This window comes from Nocardia wallacei (assembly GCF_014466955.1).
Taxonomy (GTDB): Bacteria; Actinomycetota; Actinomycetes; order Mycobacteriales; family Mycobacteriaceae; genus Nocardia; species Nocardia wallacei.
The window spans coordinates 3355792-3381683 of sequence record NZ_AP023396.1; the positions used below are offsets into that span (position 1 = coordinate 3355792).

General features: G+C 71.7%; 6 protein-coding genes. 4 read left to right on the forward strand and 2 right to left on the reverse strand.

The window, feature by feature from the left end; genetic code table 11:
* Nucleotides 1-23: 23 nt before the first annotated feature.
* The gene (locus tag NWFMUON74_RS15240) at nt 24-10958 is read left to right on the forward strand and encodes a type I polyketide synthase (RefSeq protein ID WP_187688440.1); all 10935 of its coding nucleotides are present in this window, start codon (nt 24-26) and stop codon (nt 10956-10958) included.
* Nucleotides 10955-21835, forward strand: a complete 10881-nt coding sequence (locus tag NWFMUON74_RS15245; RefSeq protein ID WP_187688441.1) for a type I polyketide synthase — start codon at nt 10955-10957, stop codon at nt 21833-21835. Before NWFMUON74_RS15240 ends, NWFMUON74_RS15245 begins: the two co-directional genes overlap by 4 nt.
* 13 nt (nt 21836-21848) lie before the next feature.
* Here NWFMUON74_RS15245 and NWFMUON74_RS15250 read toward each other — a convergent pair whose 3' ends face one another.
* Complete coding sequence (locus NWFMUON74_RS15250) at nt 21849-22346, reverse strand: winged helix-turn-helix transcriptional regulator (RefSeq protein WP_232111036.1); 498 nt, start codon at nt 22344-22346, stop codon at nt 21849-21851.
* A gap of 64 nt (nt 22347-22410) precedes the next feature.
* Here NWFMUON74_RS15250 and NWFMUON74_RS15255 point away from each other — a divergent pair, with 64 nt between their 5' ends.
* Both NWFMUON74_RS15255 and NWFMUON74_RS15260 read left to right on the forward strand, forming a co-directional pair.
* Nucleotides 22411-22935 carry a PaaI family thioesterase gene (locus NWFMUON74_RS15255; protein ID WP_187688442.1) on the forward strand — a complete coding sequence of 175 codons (525 nt, stop codon included), beginning with the start codon at nt 22411-22413 and terminating at the stop codon, nt 22933-22935.
* 41 nt (nt 22936-22976) lie between these two features.
* A complete protein-coding gene (locus NWFMUON74_RS15260; RefSeq protein ID WP_187688443.1) occupies nt 22977-24458 on the forward strand; it encodes a DHA2 family efflux MFS transporter permease subunit in 1482 nt (493 codons plus the stop codon).
* Nucleotides 24459-24644: 186 nt separating this feature from the next.
* Here NWFMUON74_RS15260 and NWFMUON74_RS15265 read toward each other — a convergent pair whose 3' ends face one another.
* Nucleotides 24645-25868, reverse strand: a complete 1224-nt coding sequence (locus tag NWFMUON74_RS15265) for an MFS transporter (RefSeq protein WP_187688444.1) — start codon at nt 25866-25868, stop codon at nt 24645-24647.
* Nucleotides 25869-25892 lie beyond the last annotated feature (24 nt).

Genomic DNA, 25892 nt, shown 5'->3' on the forward strand with positions numbered 1-25892 from the left:
CCGAGCACGATCAGGAGCCCCCGATGGCCGACAACGACGAGCTTCGCCGGTATCTGAAGAAGACCGCGAAGGAGCTGTACGAAACCAAGCAACAACTGCGCGAGCTCACCGACCGGTCGCAGGAGCCCATCGCGATCGTCGGCATGGCCTGCCGATACCCCGGCGGCGTGCGAACACCCGAGGAGCTGTGGCAGCTGACCGCGGCGGGCGTCGACGCCGTCGCCGAGTACCCGACCGATCGCGGCTGGGATCTGGAACGGTTGTTCGACCCGGATCCGGATGTGCCCGGCACCGTGTACACGCGGGCGGGCGGATTCCTGGACGGTATCGGCGATTTCGATGCCCCGTTCTTCGGGATCGGCCCACGGGAGGCGGCCGCGATGGATCCGCAGCAGCGCCTGATGCTGGAGGCGTCGTGGGAGGCACTGGAGGACGCGGGAATCGATCCGCACTCGTTGCGCGGCAGCGATACCGGTGTCTTCGCCGGGGTCATCCATCAGCACTACGGTCCGCGCGTCGGCTCCCACGCCATCACCGCCGAGACGGAAGGCCATGCCTACCTGGGTGTTTCGAACAGCGTGCTCTCCGGCCGGATCGCGTACACCCTGGGCTTGCAGGGCCCGGCGCTGTCGGTGGATACGGCGTGTTCGTCGTCGTTGGTGGCGATGCATCTGGCGTGTCAGGCGTTGCGGCAGGGGGATGCGTCGTTGGCGTTGGCGGGTGGGGTGACGGTGATGTCGGATCCGTCGTTGTTGATCGCGTTCGCGCGGCAGCGGGCGTTGTCGGCGGATGCGCGGTGTAAGGCGTTCGCGGCGGCGGCGGACGGGACCGGGTTCTCCGAGGGGCTCGGCGTGCTGGTGCTGGAGCGGCTGTCGGATGCGCGGCGGCTGGGCCACAACGTTCTTGCCGTGGTGCGGGGTTCGGCGGTGAATCAGGATGGCGCGTCGAATGGTTTGACCGCGCCGAATGGTCCGTCGCAGGAGCGGGTGATCGCGGCGGCGCTGGCGAGTGCGGGGTTGTCGCCGTCGGATGTGGATGCGGTGGAGGCGCACGGGACGGGCACCATGCTCGGGGATCCGATCGAGGCGCGGGCGCTGATCGGCGTCTACGGCGCGCGCGGTGATGCGGGGCCGTTGCGTCTGGGGTCGCTCAAGTCGAATATCGGTCACACCTCGGCCGCGGCGGGCGTCGGTGGTGTCATCAAGATGGTCCAGGCCATGCGCCACGAGATGCTGCCGCGCACATTGCATGTGGACGAGCCGACACCCCACGTGGACTGGTCGGCCGGCACGGTGCGGCTGCTGACCGAGCCCGAGCCCTGGCGTGCCGGTGCGCGGATCCGCCGGGCCGGGGTGTCGTCGTTCGGAGTCAGCGGTACCAACGCGCACGTGATTCTCGAGGAGGCGCCCGCCGAGGCGGCGACCGGCACCCCCGGAAACGCCTCGGCGCAGCCGGTATCGGTGAACTCCGCAGCGCCGGAATGCGTTGCGCTGATGGTGTCGGCGAAGTCCGACGAGGCCGTGCGCGCCCAGGCGGAACGGCTGCGGCAGTGGCTGATCGAGCGGCCGGACGCGGATGTCTGGAGCGTAGCCGCCGCGCTGATCGGCAACCGGGCGCGGTGGGACCGGCGCGGCGCGGTCGTCGGCGGTGATCGAGAACAGCTGCTGGCCGGTCTGGCCGACCTCGCCGTGGGCGAGACGGGGTCCGCGGTGATCGCCGGGCCGGTCGTCCCGGGGAAGACGGCGTTTCTGTTCACCGGGCAGGGTGCGCAGCGAGTGGGGATGGGTGCGGAGCTGTATCGGGTGTTCCCGGTGTTCGCGGCGGCCCTGGACGAGGTGTGCGCCGAGTTCGATCCGGTGCTCGGGGTGTCGTTACGGGAGGTGATGTTCACCGATCCCGCCGGGGTGCTCGATCGGACCGAGTTCACCCAGCCCGCGCTGTTCGCCTTCGAGGTGGCGTTGTTCCGGTTGGTCGAATCCTTCGGTGTCACACCGGATCTGCTGATCGGCCATTCGATCGGTGAGCTCACCGCCGCCTACGTGGCCGGGGTGTGGTCGCTGGCGGACGCGTGTGTGCTCGTGGCGGCGCGGGGCCGTCTGATGGGTGCGCTGCCCGCCGGCGGGGCGATGCTGGCGATCGCCGCGGCGGAATCCCGAGTGCCGGAACTGATCGCCGGGTTGGGCGGGCGAGTGTCGCCGGCCGCGGTGAACGGCCCGGCCGCGGTGGTGCTCTCGGGTGACGCCGACGCGATCGAACAGGTGCGCTCGCGTGCCGTCGCCGCCGGGCACCGGACCAGCAGGTTACGGGTCAGCCATGCGTTCCATTCGGCGCTGATGGACCCGATGCTCGACGAATTCCGTTCGGCGGCAACCGGTGTGACCTATCGACCGCCGAAGATTCCGGTGATGTCGAACGAATCCGGCGCTCCGGCCGGGGACGCGGTGTGCGACCCGGAGTACTGGGTGCGGCAGGTGCGCGGTTGCGTTCGATTCGCCGCGGGCGTGGCCGCGCTGGCAGCGGCGGGCGCCCGGCGTTTCGTCGAGATAGGTCCGGACGCGGTGCTGGCGGCACTGGCTCGCGACTGCCTCGCCGAGGATCCGGAGCTCGAGCCACGCTCGGTGGTGGTCGCCGTCGGGCGGCGACCGGCCGCGGGACCGGAGAACACCGGCCCGGCGGCGAATATCGAAGTGACACAGTGTGTCACCGCGCTGGCGCAGCTGCACGTCGCGGGCGCGGAGGTGGCGTGGCCCGCGTTCTTCGCGGTGCGCGACGTGCACCGAGTCTCGCTGCCCACCTACGCTTTCCAGCATCGGCGGTACTGGTTGGAGCCCAGCGACCCCGGCTCGGCCGCACCGGCGGACCATCCGGTGCTCACGGGCGTGATGGGGCTGGCCGGCACCGACGAGTGGTTGTTCACCGGCCGGCTCTCGCTGCGCAGCCACCCGTGGATCGCCGATCACAGGACCTACGGCACCGTGGTCGTGCCCAGCGCCACGCTGGTCGAGCTGCTCCTGGTGGCAGGTGGCCGGATCGGTTGCGAGGCCATCGAGGAGCTGACCCTGCAGGCGCCGATGCTGCCGACCGGCGCCGACGAGATCGAACTGCAGGTGCTGGTGCAGGCGGCCCAGGAGACCGGTCACCGGCCGTTCGACATCTACTTCCGCACCGCGCGCGACGGCGACTGGGTGCACACCGCCACCGGCGCGCTCGCGGCGGCAGGGGTGGGCGAGCCGGCGCTGCTGCCGCGGCTGCGTGACGAGCAGTGGCCGCCGATGGACGCGGAACCCGTTGACGCGGCGTCGATTCCGGAGCAGATCGCCGAGGACTACGGGCTCGAGTACGGCCCCGCGTTCATCGGCGTCCGCGCCGTATGGCAGCGCGCGGACACGGTCTTCTCGGAGCTGGTGCTGGATACCGCCGCCGCGGCGGAGCCCGGTCGCCACGAACTGCATCCGGCTCTGCTCGACATGGTCATGCACGCGGGGTTCTCCCAGTTGCTGCGGCGCGACCCCGATCCCGATACCGGCAGGCTGCTGTTCCGCTGGGGCGGTGCCCGGTTACACGGTGTGGCGGGCGGGCGGTGGCCGGCCGAGGTGACGTCGTTGCGGGTGATGGCGATCGCGACCGGTCCCGAGACGATCTCGGTGGCGGCCGTGGATCCGGAGGGTGTGCCGATCGTGTCGGTCGACGCGGTGGTGATGCGGCCTTATGACGTGCGGGAATTCCGCAGCACACGGCCCGGCGGCGACGCGGATCTGTATCGGCTGCGCTGGGAACCCGCGGTGGGTGTCGCGGCGGGGTCGAGCCGGGCGACGCCGACGATGGCGGTGCTCGCGGACACAGCGGTGCCGGGGATCGAGGCGAAGTACGACGCGGCCACCGACAGCGTTGCGGCACAACCTGTTCCGGACGTGGTCGTGTGGCGGCCGGTCGCGCACAGCACGGCGTCCGGCGAATCGGCCGACCTCCCCGACGCGGTGCGGGCGGGCGTGCGGAGCGCGCTGGCGGGACTGCGAGCGTGGCTGGCCGACGAGCGCCTGTCCGGCACTCGATTGGTGGTCGTCACCTCGGGCGGTGCGGGTCTGCCGGGCGAGGTTCCGCGGCCGGTCGAGGCGGCGGTGCAGGGCTTGGCGGGCAGCGCGCAATCCGAGCATCCGGGGCGGATCGTGCTCGTCGACGAGGACCCGGCGCGACCGGTGGACGCGGACCGCATCGCCGCGATCCTGAGATCCGGCGAACCACGGGTCGCCGTGCGTGCGGGGGAGATCCGGGTGCCTCGGCTGGTGCGCGCCCCCGCGGCGACGAAGGCCGACCGGGCCGCACCGTCGTTCGGCGACGGCACCGTGCTGATCACCGGCGGCACCGGTGGATTGGGCGCGGTGTTCGCGCGCCACCTGGTCACCGCGCACGGCGCGCGCCGGTTGGTGCTGACCTCCCGTCGTGGGCCGGCGGCACCGGGCGCCGCGGCGCTGGTGGCCGACCTGGAACGAGCCGGAGCGGCGGTCCGGGTGGTGGCCTGTGATGTCACCGACCGCGATGCGGTGCGGAACCTGTTGGACGGCACGGAATCCGGCCGACCGCTGTCGATCCTGCATGCCGCGGGCGTACTCCAGGACGGCACCGTGGACTCGATGACCGGCGAGCGACTCGACCTGGTCATGGCGCCGAAGGTCGACGGGGCATGGCACCTGCACGAGCTCACCCGGGACCGCGACGTCTCGGCGTTCGTGACCTTCTCGTCGGTCGCGACGCTGCTGGGCTCGTCCGGACAGGGCAACTACGCCGCGGCGAACGCCTTCCTGGACGCGCTGGCACAGCGGCGGCGGGCGGCGGGGTCGCCCGCGGTGTCGCTGGCGTGGGGACCGTGGCATTCCGGTGGCGGCATGGCCGACGATATGGACCGTGCCGCCCTGGCACGCTGGAGCCGGATGGGTCTGAGCCGACTCGCCGAGGACGCCGGGCTGCGCCTGTTCGACGCCGCCGTCGCCGGTACCGAGGCGCACGTGGCGCCGATCCGGTTCGACCCGAGCGCGGTGCGCCGCGAGTCCGACGCCGACGCGGTACCCGCGGTGCTGCGTGGCTTCGTGCGACGGGCGGCGCGCGCGGTGCCGCCCGAACCGAACCGGGCCGCCGGTTCGCTGGGCGCCCGGCTGGCCGACGTGCCTGCGGCGCGGCGCGGCGCGATCGTGCTGGAACTCGTCCGCGACCAGGTCGCCTCGGTACTCGGATTCGACTCCGGCGACGACATCCGGCCCGACCAGCGCTTCGACGAGATCGGCGTCGATTCGCTGGGTGCGGTCGAGTTCCGCAACCGGATGGCCAAGGCCGCGGGTGTGTCGTTGCCGTCGACGCTGGTGTTCGACCATCCGACACCCGCGGCGGTCGCGACGCTGGTGTTGTCGCGAGTGGAGCCGAAGGCGGCGGGTCGGCCGGCCGGAAAGCCGGTGCGCCGGGCGGCGACCGAGGAGCCGATCGCGATAGTGGGAATGGCCTGCCGGTTCCCCGGTGGCGCCGACTCACCGGAGGCGCTGTGGGATCTCGTCGCCTCGGGAACCGATGCGACCGGTGAGTTCCCGTCGGATCGCGGCTGGGATTTGGAGCGGTTGTTCGACGCGGATCCCGACAAGCCCGGCACCGTCTATACGCGCCGTGGCGGATTCCTGTATGACGCCGCGGATTTCGACGCGGGCTTCTTCGGGATCGGCCCGCGGGAGGCGTCGGCGATGGACCCCCAGCAGCGGTTGCTGCTGGAGGTGTCGTGGGAAGCGCTGGAGGACGCGGGGATCGATCCGAAGTCCTTGCGCGGCAGCGACACCGGGGTCTTCGCGGGGGCGGGGTACTCGGGTTACATCGATCGGGTCGTCGGGGACCTGGAGGGCTATCGGCTCACCGGCACCACCAGCAGCGTGATCTCCGGGCGCGTGGCCTACGTCTTCGGTCTGGAAGGGCCGGCGGTTACGGTGGACACCGCGTGCTCGTCGTCGCTGGTGTCACTGCACCTGGCCTGCCAGGCGCTGCGCCAGGGCGAGAGCTCGCTGGCGCTGGCCAGTGGTGTGACGGTCGCCGCCAGTCCGTACCTCTACGTGGATTTCGCCCGCCAGCGCGGCCTTTCGCCCGATGGACGCTGCAAGGCATTCTCCGCCGCGGCCGACGGGGTCGCCTTCGCCGAGGGTGTCGGTGTGCTGGTGCTGGAGCGGTTGTCGGACGCGCGGCGTCATGGGCATGAGGTCCTTGCGCTGGTGCGGGGTTCGGCGGTCAATCAGGACGGTGCGTCGAATGGCTTGACGGCGCCGAACGGTCCGTCGCAGGAGCGGGTGATCGCGGCGGCGCTGGCGAGTGCGGGGTTGTCGCCGTCGGATGTGGACGCGGTGGAGGCGCACGGGACCGGGACGCCGCTGGGTGATCCGATCGAGGCGCAGGCGCTGATCGCCGCCTACGGACAGGATCGGGCGGGGTCACCGCTGCGCATCGGGTCGATCAAGTCGAATATCGGCCATACCGTGGCGGCGGCCGGCGTCGGCGGCGTGATCAAGATGGTGCAGGCGCTGCGCCACGAGATCCTGCCGAAAACACTGCACGCGGAGCAGCCGAGCCCGCACGTGGAATGGTCGGCGGGCGAGGTCGAGCTGCTGACCGAAGCCCAGCCCTGGCCGTCCGGCGGGCGCATCCGCCGGGCCGGGGTCTCCTCCTTCGGCGTCAGCGGCACCAATGCCCACGCCATCCTGGAAGAGGCCCCCGCACAACAACTTGCGGAGCTGCGACCGGCATCGGCGGAGCGGCCGTGGCCGCTGCTGGTGTCGGCGGTCTCCGAACCCGGGCTGCGGGCGCAGGCGCAACGGCTGCGGAACTGGCTGGAGAGCCGGCCGGGCAGCGATATCGCCGACCTGGCCCACTCCTCGGCGCAGTCGCGGTCCCACCTGGAATACCGGGCAGCGGTGGTCGGAGCGGACCGCGACCAGCTGATGTCCGGCCTGGCGGCGCTGGCCGCGGGAATGGATGCGCCGGGCGTGCTCGCGGGCGTCGCCGGTCCGGGCAAGACGGCCGTGTTGTTCACCGGGCAGGGCGCGCAGCGGGTGGGGATGGGCGCCGGACTGTACGCGGCATTCCCGGTGTTCGCCACGGCGCTGGATGAGGTGTGCGCGGTGATCGATCCGCTGCTGGGTCGCTCGCTGCGAGAGCTGATGTTCGACGGTCCGGAGGAACTGCTGGATCGGACGGAGTTCACCCAGCCCGCGTTGTTCGCGTTCGAGGTCGCGCTGTTGCGGTTGCTCGAGTCCTTCGATGTCACACCGGATCTGCTGATCGGACATTCGATCGGTGAACTCACCGCGGCCTATGCGGCCGGTGTGTGGTCGCTGCCGGATGCGTGTGCGCTGGTGGTGGCGCGCGGCCGGTTGATGGGAAGCCTGCCGCAGGGTGGGGCGATGCTGGCGGTCGCGATCGGCGTGGCCGACGTGGAAGAGATCGTGGCCGGATACGCCGACAGGTTGTCGCTGGCCGCGGTGAACGGTCCGTCGTCGGTGGTGGTGTCCGGCGACGCCGTGGCGATCGGCGAGGTGGAGGTGCGGGCCGCCGCGGCGGGCTACAAGACCAACCGGCTGCGAGTCGGCCACGCCTTCCACTCCGCGCTGATGGAGCCGATCCTGGCCGAGTTCGGTGCGGTGGCAAGGGGTTTGACCTACAGCATGCCGAGTGTTCCGGTGGTGTCCAATGTCAGCGGTGCGTTGGCCGGTGCCGAGTTGACCGATCCGGATTACTGGGTGGCACAGCTGCGCGGCTGCGTTCGCTTCGCGCCGGGGGTGGATGCGCTGGTCGCGGGCGGTGCCCGGCGTTTCGTCGAGGTGGGCCCCGACGCGGTCCTGGCGGCGATGACCCGCCGCTGCCTCGCCCGCGACCCCGATCTCGAGTCCCGTTCGACGGTGACCGCGACCGCCCGCCGCGGCAGCGATGAAGCGGCGCAGTTCGTGCGGTCGCTGGCCGAGGCCCACGTGTCCGGCGCCGAGGTGCGGTGGCGGTCGCTGTTCACGGGCCGGGAGGTGCGCCGAGTCCCGTTGCCCACCTACGCGTTCCAGCACCGGCGATACTGGCTGCGGCCCGCCGCCGAGGCCGCGCGGACGGGATCGGGTCATCCCGTGCTGACCGGCTTCGTGCACGTCGCCGGGAAGGACGAGTGGATACTCACCGGTCGCCTGTCGCACCGGGACCACCCGTGGCTGGCCGATCACGCCAGCCACGGCGTGCCGGTCGTGCCGAGCACCGCGCTGCTGGAGATGCTGCTGGTGGCCGGGCCGCGGTTCGGCTGCACCGGCGTCGAGGAACTCACGCTCGAGGGCCCGGTGCTGCCGCCCGAGGACGGTGACGTCGAACTGCAGGTGCTCGTCGACCCGGCGGACGGCACCGGTCGCCGCCAGTTCACCTGCCACCACCGCCTCGCCGACGCGGCGTGGGTGCGCAATGCCAGTGGCGTGCTGGCCTCCGAGCGCCCGGTCGGTGAGCCGCTGCTGGATCGGCTCCGGGCCGAGCCGTGGCCGCCGCTGGATGCCGAACCGGTCGACGCCGCGTGGATCCCCGCCCACATCGAGGCCGCGGCGGGACTCGAATACGGCCCCTCCTTCCGCGGCACCGACCACGCGTGGCGGCGCGGCGACACCGTATTCTCCGAGGTCACGCTGGATCCGGCCATCGACCCGGGCGGCTTCGACCTGCATCCGGGCCTGCTCGACGCGCTCGGGCACGCCGGTCTCGCCTGCCTGATGTGGCCGCAACTCGGCGGCAACCCCGATATCGGCAAGCTGCTGTTCCGCTGGGGTGGCGCCCGATTCCACGGCGTCAGGCGGCCGGGACGGCTGCGGGTGATCGCGGTGTCGAAGGGGGAGGACGCGATCGCCCTCGCGGCCACCGATCACGAGGGCAACCCGGTCGTCTCCATCGACGAAGCCGTCATGCGCTCCTACGATGTCGCTCGCCTGCGTGACTCGCTCGGCGGGGATATCGGAACCTACGAACCGCGCTGGACGCCGGTGGTCGCCGAGCCGGGCGCCGCCGAAACCGTGGCCGCGCTCGGCTCGGCCGCTGTCACCGATGTGCCGCAACGCTATCCGGACCTCGGCAGCCTGATCGCGTCCGGCGCGGAGCCCGACATCGTGGTGTGGTCCCCCGCGGCCGCGGACCACGGCGGTGTCGCGGCGGCGGATCACGGCGGTGTCGCGGCGGCCGCGGACCACGGCGGTATCGAGGCCGCGGACCACGGCGATGTCGCGGCCGCGGCGCACGGCTACACGCGCTCGGCACTGCGCATCGTGCAGGCGTGGCTGGGCGCCGCGGTCTCCGAGCGCGCCCGGCTGGTGGTGCTCACGCACAACGCCGCCGGTCTGGCCGGTGAGACCACGGATCCGGCCGCGGCCGCGGTGTGGGGCCTGCTCCGCAGCGCGCAGTCGGAATTCCCCGGCCGGATGGTGCTGCTCGACTGGCAGCTCGCCCCGGACACCGTGCCGCTGACGGCGGATGCCGTGCGCGCGGTGCTCGCCACCGGTGAACCCCAGATCGCCGTGCGCGGTGCGGCGATGCTGGCCCCGCGACTGGAGCGACTGCCCGAATCCGCCACGGCCGGACCGTCGTTCGGCTCGGGCACCGTGCTGATCACTGGCGGCACGGGCGCGCTCGGCGCGCTGCTGGCCCGGCATCTCGTCGTCGAGCACGGTGTGGAGCACCTGCTGCTGGTCTCCCGCAGCGGTGAGAACGCCCCGGGCGCAGCGGCATTGATCTCCGAGCTGACCGACTTGGGCGCACACGCACGCGTCGCGTCGTGCGATCTCACGGACCGGTCCGCGGTGCGGAGCCTGGTGGATTCGATCCCGGGCGACCACCCCGTGACGGCCGTGATCCACGCGGCCGGCACGCTCGAGGACGCGACGATCCCCACCCTCGCCGCCGATCAGGTGGACCGGGTGCTGGCGCCGAAGGTCGACGCCGCGTGGAATCTGCACGAGGTGACGCGTGACGCGGACCTGTCCGCGTTCGTGCTGTTCTCCTCGATCGCGGGAATTCTCGGCTCCGCGGGGCAGGCCAACTACGCGGCCGCCAACAGTTTCCTGGACGCCCTGGCCGTCCGGCGCCGGGCCGAAGGCCTGCCCGCCGTCGCGCTCGACTGGGGCCTGTGGGAGCACACCGGGACCGGAACCGGCGGCATGGCGGCCATCTTGGACGACGCGGGCGTCGCGCGTCTGGCCCGCTCCGGCATGCGGCCCCTGCCGCAAGCCGACGGCCTCCGCCTGTTCGACACCGTCGCGGGCGGCGCATCGGCCCCGGTGCTCGTCCCGTTGCGCTTCGACCCGAATGCGCTGCGACGGGAAGCCGACGCCGAGGCGGTTCCGGCGCCGCTGCGCGGGTTCCTCCGGCCGCGGGCGACCGCGTCCGGGCGGCAAGGGGATTCACGCGGCTTCACCCTGGATCGAGTCCCTGCCGCCCAGCGGGAACAAGCCGTGCTCGACCTGGTTCTGGAGCAGGCCGCCGCGGTACTCGGCCACACCTCGACCGCGGAGCTGCGCCCAGACAAGGGATTCGACGAGATCGGCTTCGATTCCCTGGGCGGCGTGGAGTTGCGGAACCGGCTCGCGAAAGCGACCGGCCTGCCGTTGCCCTCGACGCTGGTGTTCGACTACCCGAACCTGGCCGAACTGGCCGGATACCTGCACGACCAGCTGGTTCGGTCGGCCGCCGCGCCACCGGCCGCCCCCCGGCCCACCCGGGACGAGCTCGCCCAGCTGGCGGCGCTGGTGGACCGGGTCCTCGCCGACGCCGAAGACGACGAGGCGACCGTCACCGCGTTGCTCGGCATCGGTGACCGCCTGCGCTCCCACCTCGGTGACCGGTGGCGGCCCGGCGAATACGACGACTTGGCCGCGCATTCCGGCGATGAGCTTTTTGATTTGATCGACGAGGAGTTCGGCGGACTATGAACAACGAGGAAAAACTCACCCGATACCTGCGCAAGGTCACAGGCGATCTGCGCACCGCCAACAAGCACATCCACGAGCTGGAAGAGCGTGCGCGCGAGCCGATCGCGATCGTCGGCATGAGCTGCCGGTTTCCGGGCGGTGTCGCAACGCCCGCGCAGCTGTGGGATCTGGTCGCCTCCGGGACCGACGCGGTCGGCGCGCTGCCCACCGACCGTGGGTGGAATCTGGAGCGGCTCTACGATCCCGACCCGGACGTGCCCGGCACGATATACACCCGCGAAGGCGGATTCCTCTACGACGCGGGCGAATTCGACGCGGGGTTCTTCGGCATCGGCCCCCGCGAGGCAGCGGTGCTGGACCCACAGCAGCGCCTGATGCTGGAGGCTTCGTGGGAGGCGCTCGAGGACGCGGGCATCGACCCGAACAGTCTGCGCGGCAGCGACACCGGCGTCTACTCCGGTGTCTTCCACCAGTACTACGGTCCGCGCGTCGGCTCACCGGAGCTCACCGCCGAGGCCGAAGGTCATGCCTACCTCGGCGTGGCGAGCTGCGTCCTGTCCGGCCGCGTCTCCTACACCTTCGGCTTCAAGGGTCCGACGCTGTCGGTGGATACGGCGTGTTCGTCGTCGTTGGTGGCGATGCATCTGGCGTGTCAGGCGTTGCGGCAGGGGGATGCGTCGTTGGCGTTGGCGGGTGGGGTGACGGTGATGTCGGATCCGTCGTTGTTGATCGCGTTCGCGCGGCAGCGGGCGTTGTCGGCGGATGCGCGGTGTAAGGCGTTCGCGGCGGCGGCGGACGGGACCGGGTTCTCCGAGGGGCTCGGTGTCGTGGTGCTGGAACGGCTGTCCGACGCCCGGCGGCTCGGCCACAACGTCCTGGCGGTGGTGCGTGGCAGCGCGGTCAATCAGGACGGCGCGAGCAAGGGTCTCACCGCACCGAACGGGCCCGCGCAGGAACGCGTCATCACCCAGGCGCTCGCCAATGCCGGTCTGGACCCCCAAGACATCGATGTGGTCGAGGCGCACGGCACCGGCACCATGCTCGGGGATCCGATCGAGGCGCGGGCGCTGATCGGCGTCTACGGCGCGCGCGGTGATGCGGGGCCGTTGCGTCTGGGGTCGCTCAAGTCGAATATCGGTCACACCTCGGCCGCGGCGGGCGTCGGTGGTGTCATCAAGATGGTCCAGGCCATGCGCCACGAGATGCTGCCGAAGACGTTGCACGTGAATGCGCCCACACCGCATGTGGACTGGTCGGCGGGCACCGTGCGGCTGCTGACGGAGAACCGGCCGTGGCCGGCGGGGGAACGGGTCCGGCGGGCCGGCATCTCCTCCTTCGGCGCCAGCGGCACCAACGCGCACCTCATTCTCGAGGAAGCGCCCGCCGAGGCGGTCGTCGGCGACCCCGCGCCCGAGCCGGACGCGCCGCCGAGCGTCACCTCCGAGGTCGTCGCGCTGCTCGTCTCGGCGAAATCCGAGGCCGGCCTGCGGGCGCAGGCGGAACGTCTGCGGCAGTGGGTGATTCGTGATCCCGGAACGGATATGCGAGACCTGGCGCGGGCTCTGGTCACCTCGCGTGCCCACTTGGATTGGCGCGGCGCGGCCGTGGGCCGGGACCGGGAGGAGTTGCTGGCCGGTCTCGCGGCTCTCGCCGACGGCGTGCCCGGCGCCGGGACGGTCCACGGTGTCGTCGGCACGGGCCGTACCGCGTTCCTGTTCACCGGCCAAGGCGCGCAGCGGGTCGGCATGGGCGCGGGTCTGTACCGCGCGTTTCCGGCTTTCGCGGCGGCGCTGGACGAGATCTGCGCCCGGTTCGATCCGTTGCTGGGGCGCTCGTTGCGGGAGTTGATGTTCGAAGGCCCGGAGGAGATCCTGACCCGGACGGAGTTCACCCAGCCTGCGCTGTTCGCGTTCGAGGTGGCGTTGTTCCGGTTGGTCGAATCGTTCGGCGTCACACCGGATGTGCTGCTGGGTCATTCGATCGGCGAGCTGGCCGCCGCGTATGTCGCCGGGGTGTGGTCGCTACCCGACGCCTGCGCGCTGGTAGCGGCGCGCGGCCGGCTGATGGGCGCGCTGCCGCCGGGCGGGGCGATGCTGGCGGCGGCCCTCTCCGAGGACGAGGCGGCGCGAGTACTGACCGGCTACCAGGGGCGGGTGTCGCTGGCAGCGGTGAACGGACCCGCGTCGGTGGTATTGTCCGGCGACGCCGACCTGGTCGGTGAGATCGAGCGACGGTTCGCGGAGCAGGGACGCAAGACCAGCAGGCTGCGGGTGAGCCACGCCTTCCACTCCGCGCTGCTGGATTCGATGCTCGACGAATTCCAGGCGGTGGCAGCGACTCTGGCCTATCGGAGCCCGGCGATCCCGATCGTGTCCAACGTATCCGGGGAGATGGCCGAGCACGAGCTGACCGATCCGGCGTACTGGGTGCGCCAGGTGCGAGCGGCCGTGCGATTCGCGCCGGGCGTCCGAGCCCTGGCCGACGCCGGGGTACGGCGGTTCCTCGAGATCGGCCCGGACGCCGTCCTGGCCGCCATGACCCGCCAGTGCCTGGCCGAGGAACCCGACCTCGAAGCGCGAGCCACGGTGGCCGCCGCCGGCCGCCGGGACGCGGAGGAGACCGCACAGTTCACCACCTTCCTGGCGGCCGCACACGTCGCGGGTCTGCGGGTGGACTGGAGCCCGCTCTACGAGAACCGGCCCGCACGACGAATCACGTTGCCCACCTACGCATTTCAACGCCGGCGGTACTGGCTGCCCGCGAGCGCCGGCGCGGGCGATGTGGGCCGGGCCGGGCTCACGGCCGTCGACCACCCGATGCTGGGCGCGGCCGTTTCCCTGGCCGGCGCCGACGAATGGTTGTTCACCGGCCGGTTGTCGCTGACGACGCAGCCCTGGATCGCCGATCACACGGTGTTCGGCGCGGTGCTGCTGCCGGGCACCGGATTCGTGGAGCTGGCGCTGGCGGCGGGGGCGCGACTGGGTGCCGAGATCATCGACGAACTGGTCCTCGAGGCGCCGCTGCGCGTGGACGACGACCGGATCGAGATCGATGTGCAGATCAGTGTCGAGGCGCCCGACCACGACGGGCGCAGGCGGTTCACCATCGCCTCCCGGGCCGCGGGTGCGCCGTCGCCGGGAGCGGATGCGGCAGCCACCGCGGAGGCGATCACACACGCGCGCGGCATTCTCGCTCCCGGCGTGCCCGTCGACGTGGCGGGCTCCAGCCGCGACGACGAACCGACCGCGATCGAAGACGTGACCTCCGGCGACGTCCTGTACGACCGCCTGGCCGCGCGCGGGCTCGGGTACGGACCCGCTTTCCAGGGGGTCACCCGGCTGTGGCGCGACCACGACGACGATGCGGTGCTGGCCGAGGTTCGGCTGCCCGCCGAGGTCGGCGCGGACGCCACCCGCTTCGGTATCCACCCCGCCCTGCTGGACGCGGCTTTGCATGCCGCCGTGGAGGAATTGTCCACCGACCTGCCCGCGGACCAGGTACCTCTGCCGTTCTCGTTCACCGGGGTACGGCTGTACCGCCGCGGGACAGCCGCAGCGCGGGTGCGTATCCGGCGTGTGAATGTCGAATCCGCGGACGGCGCAGCCGGTTTCGGGGTACGGCTGGAGCTCACCGACGACGCGGACGCTGTCGTCGCGACCGTCGACGCCCTGCGGGCGCGCCCGGTGAACGGTCAGGCCCTCAACGGCGGACGAGCGAGTGGGCGGCACCTTTACGAGGTGAGGTGGGCCGCGCTCGACTCGCGGCCGGAGCCCGGCCTCGTCCTCCCGGGGATCGCCGTCGTAGGAGCCACCGCCACAACGGGTTTCGCACAGTGCTACCCCGACATGTCCGCACTGGGCACCGCCGCGGGCGACCCTGCGGCTACCGACGGCGGCATGCGGCGGGCGGCTGTCGCCGTGACGGTGTGGTCGGCCGGAGACGATGAGCCGGAACACGGTGCCGCCGGATCCGCGGTGTCGCCGGACACCGTGCGCAGACGCGTGCACACGGTGCTGGCGGGGGTCCGCTCGTGGTTGCGCCTGGCGGCCGGGGACGATTCCCGATTGGTCGTGGTGACGCGCAACGGCGCCGGTCTGCCGGGCGAGGACCCGGACCTGGCCGCCGCCGCCACCTGGGGCCTGCTGCGCAGCGCCCAGTCGGAGAATCCGGGCCGAATCGTCGTGCTGGACATCGACCAGGGCGACCCGACTCCCGAACTGATCTCCGCGGTCGTGCGGTCCGAAGAAGCGCAACTGGCGGTACGCGCCGGAGAACTGCTGGCGCCGCGGCTGATTCGCCGCCCCGCTCCGCGCTCGGCGATCGACCTCGGCTCGGGCTCGGTGCTGATCACAGGTGGCACCAGCGGGCTGGGCGCGCTGGTGGCTCGCCATCTGGCCGCCGAGCGGGGGGTGCGCGATCTGGTGCTGGTGTCCCGGCGCGGCATGCGTGCCGACGGCGCCGCCGAACTCGTCGCCGACTTGGCGCGGCTCGGTGCCCGAGCGCACGTGGCGGCGTGCGACGTGAGTGACCGCGCCGCCGTGGCGGCACTGCTCGACGAGATCGCCGACCGTCCGGCCGTGACGGCCGTTGTGCACGCCGCGGGCGTACTGGCCGACGGCACCGTCGACACACTCACGCCGGAACAGGTCGACCGGGTGCTCGCACCGAAGGTCGACGCGGCGTTGCACCTGCACGAACTCACGTCGAATCTCGACCTGTCGGCGTTCGTCATGTTCTCGTCGGTCGCGGCGATTCTGGGATCGCCGGGGCAGGGCAACTACGCGGCCGCGAACTCGGTGCTCGACGCGCTGGCGCGGCGGCGCCGCACCGCGGGGCTGCCCGCGGTGTCGGTCGCGTGGGGACCGTGGAGCCAGGACAGCGGCATGGCGGCCGAACTGGGCTCGGCCGGTGTGCGGAGGTTGGCGCGCATGGGATTCCGGCCGCTGGCCCATGCCGAGGGCCTCGCCCTGTTCGATCTGGCGGGCGGCGTCGACGACCCGTTCGTCGCCGCGGTCGACATCGATACGGCGGCCCTGTCGGTCAACGTGCGCGCCGGACTGCTGCCGGCCATCCTGCGGTCGCTGGCTCCCGCGCCGCGGCGCGCCGACAGCGGTGGCGGCGACCTGGCCCTGCGGCTGGCGTCGGCGGCGCCGGAACGCCACGACGCCGTCGTGCTCGACTTCGTGCGTGAGCAGGTCGCCGCCGTGCTGGGCCATGCCTCGGGCGATCTGATCGAGGCCGAGAAACCGTTCAGCGACCTGGGTTTCGACTCCCTGGGCGCGGTGGAGTTCCGCAACCGGCTCGCCACCACCACGGGCCTGCGGCTGCCCTCGACCCTTGCCTTCGACCATCCGACCGCGGCGGCCATGGCGCGGTACCTGCGCTCGCGACTCGACGGCGAGAAGACGAGCGCGGCTCCCGCGCGCCGCCGCGCCCGGGCGGACGAGCCCATCGCCATCGTCGGCATGGCGTGCCGGTATCCCGGTGACGTCGAGTCACCCGACGACCTGTGGGATCTGGTGCTGTCGGGCACGGACGCCATCGGCACGTTCCCGTCGGATCGCGGCTGGGACCTCGACCGGTTGATCGACCCGGACCCCGACCGCTCGGGCACCTCATATGTCGGCCACGGCGGATTCCTTTCCCGCGCTGCCGATTTCGATGCCGGTTTCTTCGGGATCGGTCCGCGTGAGGCGGTGGCGATGGATCCGCAGCAACGGTTGTTGCTGGAGGTGTCGTGGGAGGCGCTGGAGGACGCGGGTATCGATCCGAATTCGTTGCGGGGCAGCGATACCGGTGTCTACACCGGCGTCATGTACCAGGATTACGACGCCGTGACGCGCCGGGCGGGCTCCGAGATCGAGGGATATATCGCGACCGGTGCGGCGGGGAGCGTGGTGTCCGGGCGGGTGTCCTACGCGCTGGGTCTGGAGGGTCCGGCGATGACGGTGGACACGGCGTGTTCGTCCTCGCTGGTGGCGTTGCACGTGGCGTGCAGGGCGCTGCGGGAGGGGGAGAGTTCGCTGGCGCTGGTCGGCGGTGCGACGGTGATGTCGACGCCGATGGTCTTCGTGGAATTCTCCCGCCAGCGCGGTCTGGCGCCGGACGGGCGCTGCAAGTCCTTCTCCGCCGCCGCCGACGGTGTCGCGTGGGCGGAGGGCGCCGCGGTGTTGGTGGTGGAGCGGTTGTCGGATGCGCGGCGTCACGGGCACAACGTTCTTGCCGTGGTGCGGGGTTCGGCGGTGAATCAGGATGGTGCGTCGAATGGTTTGACGGCGCCGAATGGTCCGTCGCAGGAGCGGGTGATCGCGGCGGCGTTGGCGAGTGCGGGGTTGTCGCCGTCGGATGTGGATGTGGTGGAGGCGCACGGTACGGGGACGCCGCTGGGTGATCCGATCGAGGCGCAGGCATTGCTCGCCGCTTACGGACAGGACCGGACGAACGGCCCGTTGCGCATCGGCTCCCTCAAGTCGAACATCGGCCATTCGCAAGCGGCTTCCGGAGTGGGCGGCGTGATCAAGATGGTGCAGGCGCTGCGGCACGAGCTGTTGCCGAAGACGCTGCACGTGGACGCGCTGTCGCCGCACGTGGACTGGTCCGCGGGAGCGGTGCGCGTGGTGACCGAGGCCGAGCCGTGGGTCGCGGGCGCGCGGGTGCGACGGGCGGGTGTCTCCTCGTTCGGGATCAGCGGTACGAACGCACACGTCATCGTCGAGGAAGCGCCCGACGTGCCGGTTTCGCAGCCGGACAGCCCGGCGGCAGCGGGCGACCCGGACCTCGGCGCCGCGGTGGTGCCGCTGGTCTTGTCGGCGAAGTCGGAGGAGGCGTTGCGGGCGCAGGCGGATCGGTTGCGGGCGTGGCTGGTCGAGCGTCCGGGGGTGGATCTGTGGTCGGTGGCGGGGTCGTTGCTGGATACGCGGGCAAAGCTGGATCGGCGGGCTGTGGTGGTCGGTGCGGATCGCGAGCAGGCACTCGCCGGACTGGCGGCGCTGGCGTCCGGTTCGTCGTCGGGCAGTGTGGTCGAAGGTGTTGCGGGCGTGGGCAGGACGGCGTTCTTGTGCACCGGTCAGGGGGCGCAGCGGGTGGGGATGGGTGCGGACCTGTATCGCGCCTTCCCGGTGTTCGCCGCGGCGTTGGATGAGGTGTGTGCTCTGATCGATCCGCTGCTGGGGCGGTCGTTGCGGGAGGTGATGTTCGAGGATCCGGAGCGGGTGCTGGATCGGACGGAATGGACCCAGCCCGCGCTGTTCGCGTACGAGGTGGCGATGTTCCGGCTGCTGGAATGGTTCGGCATGGCACCGGATGTGGTGGCCGGACATTCGATCGGCGAGCTGGCCGCCGCGTATGTGGCGGGGGTCTGGTCGCTGGCCGACGCGTGTGCGCTGGTGGTGGCGCGCGGCCGGTTGATGGGCGCGTTGCCCCCGGGCGGGGCGATGCTCGCGGCGGCCGTCCCGGAGGCCGCGGCCGGACGGCTGCTGACCGGCTTCGGTGACCGGGTGTCGCTTGCGGCCGTGAACGGTCCGGAGTCGGTGGTGTTCTCGGGTCACGAGGATGCCGTCGCCGAGATCGAGCGGCGTCTCACCGAGGCGGGCACCAGGAACACCCGGCTGCGGGTCTCGCATGCCTTCCACTCCGTACTGATGGAACCCATGCTCGACGAATTCCGAACGGTGGCTGCCGGATTGACCTACCGGGAGCCGACGCTGCCGATCGTGTCCAATCTGTCGGGCGCACCCGCCGGGGCCGAGATCCGCGATCCCGAGTACTGGGTGGCGCAGGTACGCGGCTGCGTGCGATTCGCTCCCGGCGTCGGCGCGCTCGTCGACTCCGGGGTGCGCGGCTTCGTGGAGGTCGGACCGGACGCGGTGCTCGCGGCGATGACCCGCGAATGCCTGGCGGCCCGACCGGATACGAAGACCACGGTCGGTGCGGTGTCACGGCGCGCGGCCGACGAACAGACCCAGTTCGTCGCGCTCCTGGCTCAGGCCCACGCCGTGGGGCTGCGGGTGGATCTGCGGCGCCTGCTCGCCGGTCGGGTCACGGAGCGAGTCGCCTTGCCCACCTACGCTTTCCAGCACCGGCGCTACTGGCCGCGCTGGACACCGGACGCGACGACCGGCTCGCTCGGGCATCCGCTGCTGACGAGCGCCGTGCCGCTCGCCGGGACCGACCGCTGGCTGTTCACCGGCCGGTGCTCGGTGCGTACCCAGCCGTGGATCGCCGACCACGTGGTATTCGGTTCGGTGTTGCTGCCCGGGACGGCCTTCGCGGAGCTGGCTTTGGCGGCGGGTGCGCGACTGGACGTCGGCGTGGTGGCGGAACTGCTGCTGGAAGCCCCGCTGGTGCTCACGGGGGACGCCGCGGTCGACTTGCAGGTGAGTGTCGAGGAGCCCGACGGTGAAGGACGGCGCGCGTTCGCGATTCATGCCCGCCCCGCGGCCGCCGAGGAGGATTCCGCCGCCGCGGAGCCGTGGACGTTGCACGCCGGCGGTGTGCTGTCGGCAGCCGACCACAGCACCCCGTCCTGGCCGGAACAGAGCTGGCCGCCGATCGGTGCGGAGCCTTCGGCCGACGGATCCCTCTACGACCGGCTGGCGCAGCGCGGGTTCGAGTACGGACCCGCCTTCCAAGGGGTGACGGCGGTGTGGACTCGCGACGGGCACACCTTCGCCGAGATCTCACCCGACGAGTCCGTGCGCGAATCGGCCGCCGAGTTCGGTGTGCACCCCGCACTGCTGGATGCCTGCCTGCACGCGGCTGTCGCCGGGCTCATCGACGAGCTGCCCGCGGGCACGCTGCCACTGCCGTTCTCCTTCTCCGGAATCCGGTTGTGGCGCACCGGCGTCGGCGCCTTGCGCGCACGGGTGGTGACCGGCGGCAGCGGCGACGTCGGGATCGAGGTGGTCGACGAGACCGGGGCGGCCGTGCTGACCGTCGACGCGGTGAGCGCACGCCCGGTCGACGCCGAGGTGCTGGCCGCGGCACGGGTTTCGCGTCGTGCGGCGCCACTGGAATTCCGCTGGGTCGACACCGCGCCCGTTGCTTCGACCGCCGGCGCGCCGCCGGCGACGCTCGGCGCGGCCGTGGCCGGGTTCGCGCCGCACTATGCCGAGGTAGCGGAACTCGCTGCCGCTGAGACGATTCCGGAATTCGTCGTCTGGTCACCCGGCGACGGAGACGGATTCGAATACGAGGATGCGGCGCCGTCCGATCAGCGCGCCGCGGCGATCCGGCGGTCGGTGCGGAGGGCCTGGGAGGTGCTGCGGACCTGGCTGTCACACGAGCGGCTGACCGACACCCGGCTCGTCGTGGCGACCCGCGGCGCGGCCGGGCTGCCGGGGGAACGGGTCGATCCGGCCGCGGCCGCGGTGGCCGGCCTGGTACGCACCGCCCAGTCCGAGAACCCCGGCCGCATCCTGTGGCTGGACCACGACGGCGAGCTCCGGGCCGAAGCGGTGCACAGCGCGCTCGGGTCCGACGAATCCCAGGTGGCGGTGCGCGGGTCGCGGCTGCTGGTGCCGCGGCTGGCCGAGGGTGCCGCCGTCGCGGACACCCCGCCGGCCTCGTTCGGCGACGGCACGGTGCTGATCACCGGCGGCACCAGCGGCCTCGGTGCGCTACTGGCCCGGCATCTGGTCACCGCGCACGGCGTGGGACATCTGCTGCTGGTGTCGCGGCGCGGACCGGCCGCGGACGGTGTCTCCGAACTCGTTGCCGAGCTGACCGCGCTGGGTGCCGAAACCCGGGTCGCTGCATGCGATGTCGGAGAGCCGGAGAGCGTGGCCGCGGTGCTCGATTCGGTCGGCTCCGAACACCCGCTGTCGGCGGTGATCCACTCCGCCGGCGTGCTCGACGACGCCACGATCGACAAGCTCACCCCCGAACAGATCGATCGGGTGCTCGTGCCCAAGGTCGACGGTGCGCTGCACCTGGACGAACTCACCCGGGGCCGGGACCTGGCGGCGTTCGTCGTGTTCTCGTCGATCGCGGCGGCACTCGGGGCGCCGGGACAGGGCAACTACGCCGCGGGGAACTCCTTCCTCGACGGTCTCGCCCGTGCCCGCCGCGCCGCGGGCCTCCCGGGGTTGGCGGTGGCGTGGGGGCCGTGGAACTCCGAGGCGGGCATGACGGGCAGCCTGGACCCGGCCGCTACCGCCCGGTTGGCCCGCCTGGGCATCCGCGCGCTCGGCACCGACGACGGCCTCGCGCTGTTCGATGCCGCGGTGGCCGCGGGGGAGGCGGTGGCCGGCTGCGTCGAATTCGACAAGCCGGCGCTGGCGGCACAGGCCCGTGCCGGACTGCTGCCCGATGTGCTCGGCGGTCTGGTACCGGCGCGGCGAGCCGCGAGCCGCGACGGGACGCGGGCCGTGCTGGCCGGACGGCTCGCCGCCACGCCGGAGGACCGACGCGACGAGCTGGTGCTCGAGTTCGTGCGCGAGCACGCCGCGGCGGTGCTGGGCCACGCGTCGCCCGCCGCCATCGACCCCGAAACCCCGTTCAGCGAACTGGGATTCGATTCCCTCGGTGGCGTCGAGCTGCGAAACCGGCTCGCCGAGGCGGCCGGGACGAAGCTGCCCTCGACACTGGTGTTCGACCATCCGACCGCCGCCGCCGTGGCACAGCTGCTGCGGTCGCGCCTGGCCGCCGCGTCCACCACCACCACCGCGGCGACCGACGACCGGATCGCTTCGCTGCGAGCGCATTTCGCGGCCATCGCGTCGCCCGGCGAGAAGGCGCGCCTGGCCGAGCGTATCCGCGCGCTGCTCACCGAGGTGCTGGCCGAGCCGGAATCCGCGGTCGGGAACGATCGGGCCGCCGTGGAGTCGGCCAGCGCCGAGGAGCTCTTCGCGCTGATCGACCAGCAGATAACCACATAGGGCACAACCTCGTTCAGCCGTCCCCGGTGCGTGTGACCGCGCGCGCACCGGGGCCCGGCCGGAAGACCACGTCCCGCGGCGAGTCCACGTGATGTCCCGCGGCACAGGCGAGGTGCACGCCGACCTCGGCGCCGCAGTCGCGATGCTGCGAGACGACCGGTGGCCCGTCGGCGTCCGCCAGATAGCGGTCACCCCACTGGCGGACCGCCACCACGATCGGGAAGACGTCGAAACCCATTGCCGTGAGCCGATACTCGTGACGCGTGCGTTCCCCGGGCTGCTGGTAGGGACGGCGGGTCAGCAGGCCCACCTCGCAGAGCATCGCCAGGCGGTTGGTGAGCACCTGGCGGGGGACACCCGCGTGCTCCCGGATCTGATCGAAACGGCGGATGCCGTTGAAGATCTCGCGCAGCACCACCACCGTCCAGCGTTCGCCGAGGATCTCCATCGCGCGGCCGACGGTGTCGTTGTCGGTCGACCAATCCATGGCCGCGGGGCGGGCTTGTGACATGGTTTCCAGTCTAATTCGCTGAATCTTGTTGACAGACTCAGCGGGGCACTGCGAGGCTGCGTCTATGACTCAAACTCAGGTGGAATCCGCTGTGCAGACCAGGACTTACAGCTGGACCGATCCGGCCGCGAATCTCACTGTGCTCGCCGAATTGGCCCAGGGCAGCGGCCTCGATCAGATCCAGGCGATCGTCGACGGCCGACTCGCGCCGCCGCCCGCGATGAGCATGATCGACATGCAGGGGATGCAGGCCCGCGAAGGCTGGGTCGAGGTCACCCTCCGCGCGCAGAAGATCCACTACAACCCGCTCGGCACCGTGCACGGCGGCGTGCTGTCGACAGTGCTGGACACCGCGGCGGCCTGCGCGGTGCACACCACGCTCAAGCCCGGCGAGTTCTACACCTCGGTCGATCTCACCGTGAAGTACCTGCGCCCGGCGACCGAGGCGTCCGGCCTGCTGCGCTGCGAAGGCACCGTGGTCAACCGCGGCCGCCGCATGGCGCTGGCCCAGGCCCAGATCACCGACGAGGCGGGTCGCCTGCTCGCGCACGCCACCTCCAGCTGCATGATCCTCGCCGCCGGTTCCTGAGCGAACCCGGTCGCCGTTCCTAGATCCGGAGGACGAAAAACGTGAGCCCGCAACGCAATCCATGGCCCGCACTGATCGCGATGGTCATCGGGTTCTTTCTGACGACCGCCGACATGATGGTCGTCATGGTGATCAACCCGGTCATCCTCCGGGCGATGGACGCCAGTGTGCCGCAGGTGATCTGGGTGACCAGCGCCTACCTGCTCGCCTTCGCCGTGCCGCTGCTGATCTGCGGCCGTCTCGGTGACCGCTTCGGCCCCAAGTACATCTATCTCGCCGGTCTCGCCGTGTTCACGCTGGCGTCGCTGTGGTGCGGGCTGGCGCAGTCGATCGGCATGCTGATCGCCGCGCGCGTGGTCCAGGGGCTGGGCGCGTCGCTGATGACGCCGCAGACCATGGCCGTGATCACCCGGACCTTCCCGGCCGCCAAACGGTCCGCGGCGATGTCGCTGTGGGGCGCGACGGCCGGATTCGCGCTGCTGGTCGGGCCGATTCTCGGCGGCACGCTGTCGGACACGCTGGGCTGGCGGTGGATCTTCTTCATCAACATCCCGGTCGGCGTGGTCGGCCTGGCGCTCGGGCTCTGGCTGGTGCCGACGCTGCGGCCCAACCCGCACCGGTTCGACATCCTCGGCGTAGTACTCAGCGCGGTCGGCATGTTCCTGCTGGTGTACGGCTTGCAGGAGGGCGACATCCGCAACTGGGACGCTCTGATCCGGTCGATGATCGCGGGCGGTGTGGTGGTGCTGGCGGTCTTCGTGTTCACGCAGGCACGTGGCGGCGGTGAGCCATTGCTGCCGCTGCGGTTGTTCCGCGACCGCAACTTCGCGCTCGGCAACATCGCCATCGTCTCGACCGGCGCCACGGCGACGGCCGCCATGGTCCCGCTGTACTTCTTCCTCGAGGTGGTGCGCGGGATGTCGCCGACCCGGTCGGCGCTGGTCTTCGCGCCGATGGCCGCCATGATGCTGGTGTTCGCGCCGGTCGTCGGCAAGATCGGCGAACGGGCGCACCCCCGGCTGTTCCCGCTGCTGGGCTTCACGCTCTACGCGGTCACGATCATTGCCATGTCGGCCCTCATGTCCGCGGACGCGCCGACGGTGTGGTTCGTTCTCGTCGGTGCCGTGACCGGTTTCGCGAACGCGTGCACGTGGGCTCCGCTGGCGGCCACCGCGACCCGCAACCTCCCCGAGCAGCAGGCCGGCGCCGGGTCCGGCGTGTACAACGCGTTACGCCAGGTCGGCTCGGTGATCGGCAGTGCCGCTATCGCCGCGGCCATGACCGCCCGCATGTCGGCGCACGGCCTGGCGGAAGGCAAGATCGCGGCCTCCGGGACCGCCGCTCTCCCGGAAGCCGCCAAGGAGCCACTCGGTTCGGCACTCAGCCAGACCATGTACCTGCCCGTCGGATTCCTGGCGGCCGGCATAGTCGCGGCCCTGCTGTTCGAATCCACCACGCGCGGAGCCGATGACGGCGTCACGCCCACCGACCCGTCGCGTCCGGCCGAGTCCGCTACGGTGTGACCACACCCGCGCCGGTTCTCGCGCATCCCGCTCCGCCCGGACCGGCTGCCGGACTCGGGAGCCGGTCACGGGCTCATCCGCCGAAGCCACCCCCACGAGGTCCGCCTCGCCGCCGCCTTCGACTCGCCAACCACCGCGGCGTCCTGCACCGCGACATCAACCCGCCGACGTCCTCCGGATGGATGATCAGGCGGCGGCTGCGGGTTCGCGCCGCGGCCACATCCGCAGTGCCGCAACGGTTCCCGCCGTCGCCAGCATGGCCAGGAGCGTCCACGTCGTGGTGAAACCGGCTGCGGTGGTGAGCCATCCGGTGATCGGATAGGTGAGCAGCCAGGCCAGGTGAGACAGCGAGAACTGGGCGGCGAACAGGGCCGGGCGGTCGCCGGGCCGCGCCGAGCGGCGCAGCACGTGCCCGGTCGGGGTGAGGATCGCCGCGGTGCCCGCTCCGATGGCGGCCCACACCGCGATCGCGGTGGCCCAGTGCCGGTCGCCGACAGCCGACAACATGACGGCCGCGGCGAGCCCGGCCAGCAGCGTCGCCGCTCCGGCCAGCATGACGGGCCGGGGCCCGAGGCGATCGAGCCCGCGGGGCAGGGACAAGGCGACGAGCATGGTGCCGAAACCGTTGGCCGCCAGCAGTATTGCCACGCCGGACTGGGTACCGCCGAGGGTGTCGCGCACGTAGTTCACGGTATTGACCATGATCACCGATCCGGCCGCGGCGACCACCAGGTTCAGGCCGAGCAGCCCGCGCAGTCGCGGCGTGACGGCGAACAGGCGCAGGCCCACCGTGATCCGCTCCCGGACCGAGCCCGCGGTGGCGGCGGCGTCCGGTACGCGGGTGCCGGCCACCAGTGCGGCGGCGACGGCGAATCCGATCGCGGTTTCGGCGAACAGCCAGTGGAAGCTCAGCACCGTCAACGCGGCGGCGGCGAGCATGGGGCTCAGCAGGGTCTCCATGGTGGCGGCCAGTTGCGCGGCCGACAGGGCCCGGGTGTAATCACGCTCGTCGGGCAGAATATCGGGGATGATCGCCTGGTAGGTGGGAGTGTATGCGGCCGAGGCGGTTTGCAGTAGCGCGATCAGCAGGTAGATCTGCCACACCTGGTCGACGACCGGCAGGGCCGGTGCCACGGCGGCGCGAATCAGGTGCAGCGCCATCAGGAACTGCCGGCGCGGGAGGCGGTGGGCGTAGGCGGCCACGATCGGGGCGACCGAGACGTAGACGAGCATCTTGATGGTGAGAGCGGTGCCGAGGACCGCCGCGGCGGCGACGCCGGCGAGGTCGTAGGCGAGCAAACCCAGTGCGACCGTAGCCGATCCGGTACCGAACAGGCCGGTCACCTGCGCGGTGAACAGCAGGCGGTAGTCGCGGTGGCGGAACAGTGCGGAGACGGGGGCCGAGCGCATCGGAAACACTTCCTTCGGACAGCG

Excerpts from the sequence above, each read along its gene's own strand:
- NWFMUON74_RS15240 (WP_187688440.1), top strand. The coding sequence starts at position 24 with ATGGCCGACAACGACGAGCTTCGCCGGTATCTGAAGAAGACCGCGAAG.
- NWFMUON74_RS15245 (WP_187688441.1), top strand. The coding sequence starts at position 10,955 with ATGAACAACGAGGAAAAACTCACCCGATACCTGCGCAAGGTCACAGGC.
- NWFMUON74_RS15250 (WP_232111036.1), bottom strand. The coding sequence starts at position 22,346 with ATGTCACAAGCCCGCCCCGCGGCCATGGATTGGTCGACCGACAACGAC.
- NWFMUON74_RS15255 (WP_187688442.1), top strand. The coding sequence starts at position 22,411 with ATGACTCAAACTCAGGTGGAATCCGCTGTGCAGACCAGGACTTACAGC.
- NWFMUON74_RS15265 (WP_187688444.1), bottom strand. The coding sequence starts at position 25,868 with ATGCGCTCGGCCCCCGTCTCCGCACTGTTCCGCCACCGCGACTACCGC.